This window comes from Methanothermococcus thermolithotrophicus DSM 2095 (genome assembly GCF_000376965.1).
GTDB classification, from domain to species: domain Archaea; phylum AGJL01; class Methanococci; order Methanococcales; family Methanococcaceae; genus Methanothermococcus; species Methanothermococcus thermolithotrophicus.
The window spans coordinates 1-5202 of sequence record NZ_AQXV01000008.1; the positions used below are offsets into that span (position 1 = coordinate 1).

Sequence of the window (5202 nt, forward strand, 5' to 3'; positions counted from 1 at the left end):
TAGTTGAATAATCTACGATTATTCAACTTCCCCGCAACTATGTTGCGGTGGATTGTGAGTCTCGACAAAAATTCTTCGAATTTTTGTGAGTCAGCAAATTTCTTTGAAATTTGCTTCGACAGCGAATCTTCGATTCGCTTCGACTTAACGAAGTTAAGAAGTATCCGGTTTTGGAATCGGAGTGAGCGAAGCAAACGGAGAGTTACAAAAATTACTTCGTAATTTTTGTTCAATCAAAACCTTTTTCTAAAAGGTTTTGCTTTATACTATAATATCATGTTCTTTTTTATATCTTTAATTCTAATTTAATATGGATTTATATTTATCGTAATATTATATTTTGGTGTTTGTTCAATAGTGGATGGTGAAACTTTGGAAAATGTTAAATCTGAACTAAAGGATTTATTAAAAGATTGTAAAAAACTATGTATAATGGGTGTTGGTAACACTATGAAAGGGGATGATGGGTTTGGTGTGTATGTTGTCGAAAAATTAGCTGAGTACTATAATAAAATTGGTTACGATATAAACCCAAATAATGAGGTAAATATCATAAATGATAATCTGGTACTTCTGAACTGTGGTGTAGTTCCTGAGAATTTTACAGACGTTTTAAAAAAGGAAAAACCATCCCATATTTTAATATTGGACGCCGCACTGATGGGGGAAAAACCTGGAACTTTAAAGATTGTTGATAGTGAAGATATTGCAGAAGTTGGTTTTTCGACACATGCATTACCTATGACCATAATTATTAAATACATAACCCACTATATAAATACAGAAATATTAGTGATTGGAATAGAACCTAAAAACCTTGACTTTGGAGGGTCTTTATCCAATGAAATCAAAGAAAAAGCTTCTCAATTTACTAAGGTACTTATTAATATAATATCCAATCGAAATTGATTAACCGAAAATAAAGATTTAGTTCAATAAATTCTTTTTTAATTTAATTAAGATCATAGGTGTAAATAAATATGTTTTCAGTGAAATTTAAAACTACAGAAGAATTGCCTGAACCGTCTCCAAGATTAATTGACCAGGTTATCGGTCAAGATGAAGCTGTAAAAATAGTGTTAAGCGCAGTTAAGAACAAGAGACATGCATTATTACTGGGGGATCCTGGTGTCGGTAAATCCATGATGGTTAAGGCTGTTGGAGAACTTTTAGAAAAATCCGATGAATTCACTCCATATACCATATTGGCGAGACCTAACTTAAAAAACCCTGAGAAACCAATAGTGGAGTTAGTTGAAGGGCTGTATGTTGAAGAGAATAATGAAGAGAGACCAAAAATTACCAAACAGCCACCAAATATCCTAACATTATTCATTCTAATGATTGCATTTACTGCCATAACATCATACTTAATGAAGGGACTTTCAGAAACTAAAATGTTGGGAGTAATAGCAACTGTAGCTATAGTAGGTTCATTATTGGCTTTTGTAGTACTTTTCCTTGGAATATTTGGGGCTACAAAAGCTTCAATGCCTAATACAGTGAATCCTGCAGATTTAAAACCTGTAGTATTGTATGAATGCAAGAAAAAACCACTTATAAGGGCCAGTGCATACAACGTAACTAAACTCTTAGGGGATGTTAAACACTGTCCACTTGGAGGAAAGCCACCACTAGGCACCCCGCCACATAAAAGGATAATTTTAGGGGCCATATATGAAGCTCACAAGGGTATTCTCTATGTGGACGAGATAAAAACCATGCCCCTGGAGGTTCAAGATTATATATTAACCGCATTACAGGATAAACAACTCCAAATAAGTGGTAGAAATCCAAATTCAAGCGGTGCCACTGTAGAGACTAACCCGATACCTTGTGACTTTACGTTGATAATGTCTGGAAACATGGATGATGTAAGTAACTTAAGAGCTCCGTTACTTGACAGGATAGATTACAAAATAGTTCTAAAGAATAAAATGGAAAACAACCAGAAAAATAGAGATATACTATTACAATTCATAGTTCAAGAGATAAAAAACAACAACCTAAATCCAATGACCTATGAAGCATGCTGTGAAATTGTAAGACTGGCTCAGCTCTTATCAGGTTCAAAGGATAAACTTACCTTAAGGTTGAGGAAATTATCAAACATAATAAAAATGGCAAATGATATTGCAGTGGGCAAAGAAATAAAAGAAATAATCGAAGAAACTGCAGAAAAAGAAAAAGAGAAAGAATTAGAAATAAAAAGAGAAGTAGTTATTGATAATAGGGAAGCGAGTGGCAGTAGCAAAAAACTAAAAAACATAGTAGGAATGCTACATAAGAAAAAAGAAAACATAGAAACATCTATTGAAAAAATCAAAAGCGATAAAGTTTCAGAAATAAAAAAATCCGAAGAGAAGAAAATATACATTGAACGTGAACACATATTGGAAGTCATAAGGAGTGGAGTATACAGCATGTCCAAACAGGTTGCCATCGACTACCTTACAAACTTTAAGAGATACAAGCACATTACTCCAAACGATGTACCAAAAGTTGGAGTTATACACGGTCTTGCAGTTCTTGGAACAGATGGACTAGGCGATGTAACTAAAATAATAACTCAAATTGTAGATTCAAAGAATCCAGGAACTCACCTGTTAAACATAAGTGGGGACCTTGCAAAACACAGTATATCATTAGCTTCGGCATTATCTAAAAAACTAGTATCTGAAGGAAAGTTGCCTATTGAAACCAAAGATAGCATTGATTTAACTTCAAAGGAAATATACATCCAATTCAGTCAATCGTACTCAAAAATAGATGGAGACAGTGCAACAGCAGCAGCATGTTTAAGTATAATTTCTTCACTCTTGGATATTCCGCTAAAACAGGACTTTGCAATAACTGGAAGTTTGGATTTAAACGGTAACATACTTGCAATTGGCGGAGTAAACGAGAAAATAAACGCTGCTAAAGAATATGGATTTAAAAGAGTTATAATCCCAGAATCAAATATGATAGATGTTATAGATATCGAAGGAATTGAAGTAATCCCTGTTAAAACACTTGATGAGCTAATACCACTGGTATTTGAATTAGATAACTAATATAAAACCTTTCTTTTATTTTATTCAAATGTAAATGTGTTATAAATTATCAAATCTCTTTTTTGGTGGTACTGTGGATTTAAAAGCTTTTGTGGATATTTGTCATAAACTCTACGATAGAAAATATGTTGTAGGAAGCGGAGGTAATGTTAGCGTAAGGCATGATGATTTGATATATACAACTCCAACAGGCTCATGTCTTGGGTTTTTAAAAGAAGAAGATATATGCATAGTAAATTTAAATGGGGAAATTATCAAAGGAGCTCCTACTTCAGAGACCAACATGCACTTAAAGATTTATCAGAATAGAAAAGATGTAAATGCAATAGTCCATACTCATTCCCTACACTCTACAGCACTATCAATAGTGGATAAAAAAATAGAACTATTGACTCCTGAAGCAGAAATATTTTTAAAAAAAATAGGTTACGTGGACTATTTACCCTGCGGAAGTTTAGAACTGGCAGAAGAAGTTTCAAAAAGAAATGAGGATGTTATAGTCCTGAAAAATCATGGAATTGTAACCCTTGGAAAAAATTTACTTGAAGCCTATGTTAAAACAGAGGTTACCGAAGAAGTTGCTAAATTAAATTATCTTGTAAATTATTTAAAAAGAATTTAGTTATGTATTTAACTATAAATTATTTATTCATTTTTTATTGTTTCCAATTCACTTACAATACTCCATATTTGGGTTCTTGTATGTAGTGGCATGTTTGGATCATCACTAATGTCGTCTAAGTATTGAATTGCAGTAGCACTTCTAACGATGTATTCATCATTTTCATTCAATACTGACTCTTTTGCCTTTTCAGCAGCAGCCCTTATATTTCTAGGTACTGTTGTATCGTTAATTATTTCATCGAGCATAAAAGCAATGTTGTTTAATTTTTGTTCAGGGGTCATCTTCTTAGGGCCGAACATACTATCACCACCATGTTTTGGATTCCTATTGACATTTAATATGGCCATCTCCCATATATCGAAATTTTTATGTTTAAATAAAATTACTTGTATTTATTAGTTAAGTGAATGTACACCACTATTGGTTGGGAGATGGACCGTAAATACCACTACATTTTAATTATCATATACCGTATTTAAATATTAACCTTATTATTTTTTATTTTTATTTTTTAAGGTTTTAACTTTTTTAGGGTTACCTACAAGAACTTTGTCTACTTTTGTAAACACTCCGTTTTCCACAACTCCTGGAATGTTATTTAATTCTTTTTCTGTTTCTTCTGGATCTTTTATGTCTATAAATACATCTATTATCATGTTTCCATTGTCTGTGATAATCGGGCCCATTTTCTTAGATGCCATTCTTATTGAAGGAGCTGAATTTCTTTTTAACAGTTCATTTAAAACAGTCGAGTATGCAAAAGGAACAACTTCAAGAGGTACTGGCATTTTTTCCCCTAAATTATCTACTACTTTATTTTCATCCACTATTACTACGAACTCTTTTGCATAGTAATCTATAATTTTTTCCTGGGTGTGGCATCCACCGCCACCTTTAATAAGGGCGAGCGTTTTCTTATCGACCTCATCAGCTCCATCAATTGCAATGTCTATTTCATCACACTGATCCAAAGAAACCAGTGGAATCCCATATTGTATGGCAAGCATTCTTGATTCAAAAGAAGTCGGGATTCCAAAAATATTTAATTCTTCATCTATAATTCTTTTTCCAAGTTCTGCTATGAATATATTTGCCGTAGAACCTGAGCCTAAACCTACTATCATGTCGTCCTTTACCAACTTTACAGCTTCCTGAGCTACTCTGGTTTTTGAAGCCTCCAATTCAGATAAACCTTCATTTCCAACTGAACTTTTACGCATACATACACACCTCACTATATATTTTGTAATTTGTAGTAATTAATTTTGATTAGGTTAAATTTTGATAATCTAAGCGTTGTTTTTGTAGAATAAAAAAGAGATATAAAAAAATTATTGTATTATATATAAAAGAGTATACTACAATACTCACGACTAAAGCCGTTGGCTTTCGGAGTGAGCGAAGCAACGTTATAAAAACCCAACGGTTAAACAAAAACTCTTCGAGTTTACGAAAACCTTCGGTTTTCGAATCCAGTAGGTTTTGTAGCCCACCACTATCACCGAGCGAAGCGAAGGTGAG

At 33.1% G+C, this 5202-nt stretch carries 5 protein-coding genes; 3 read left to right on the plus strand and 2 right to left on the minus strand.

Going from position 1 to position 5202, the window contains the following annotated elements:
• Positions 1 to 372: 372 nt before the first annotated feature.
• From hycI to fucA, 3 genes are all read left to right on the plus strand, one after another.
• Positions 373 to 909: a hydrogenase maturation peptidase HycI gene (gene hycI, locus F555_RS0100090; RefSeq protein WP_018153197.1), complete on the plus strand. Its 537-nt coding sequence runs from the start codon at positions 373 to 375 to the stop codon at positions 907 to 909.
• A 71-nt stretch (positions 910 to 980) separates the two neighbouring features.
• Positions 981 to 3056: an ATP-dependent protease LonB gene (gene lonB / locus F555_RS0100095; protein ID WP_018153198.1), complete on the plus strand. Its 2076-nt coding sequence runs from the start codon at positions 981 to 983 to the stop codon at positions 3054 to 3056.
• 73 nt (positions 3057 to 3129) lie between these two features.
• Positions 3130 to 3678, plus strand: a complete 549-nt coding sequence (gene fucA, locus F555_RS0100100) for an L-fuculose phosphate aldolase (RefSeq protein WP_018153199.1) — start codon at positions 3130 to 3132, stop codon at positions 3676 to 3678.
• Positions 3679 to 3701: 23 nt separating this feature from the next.
• On the opposite strand, the gene F555_RS0100105 is transcribed toward fucA, so the two are convergent.
• Together F555_RS0100105 and rpiA are read right to left on the minus strand one after the other, a co-directional pair.
• A complete protein-coding gene (locus tag F555_RS0100105; RefSeq protein WP_018153200.1) occupies positions 3702 to 3980 on the minus strand; it encodes a UPF0147 family protein in 279 nt (92 codons plus the stop codon).
• Positions 3981 to 4172: 192 nt separating this feature from the next.
• Positions 4173 to 4901: a ribose-5-phosphate isomerase RpiA gene (gene rpiA / locus F555_RS0100110; RefSeq protein ID WP_018153201.1), complete on the minus strand. Its 729-nt coding sequence runs from the start codon at positions 4899 to 4901 to the stop codon at positions 4173 to 4175.
• Positions 4902 to 5202: the final 301 nt, after the last annotated feature.

Bases quoted from the DNA above. Each gene is read 5' to 3' on its own strand.
- lonB (WP_018153198.1), top strand. From the start codon at position 981: ATGTTTTCAGTGAAATTTAAAACTACAGAAGAATTGCCTGAACCGTCT.
- F555_RS0100105 (WP_018153200.1), bottom strand. From the start codon at position 3,980: ATGTTCGGCCCTAAGAAGATGACCCCTGAACAAAAATTAAACAACATT.
- rpiA (WP_018153201.1), bottom strand. From the start codon at position 4,901: ATGCGTAAAAGTTCAGTTGGAAATGAAGGTTTATCTGAATTGGAGGCT.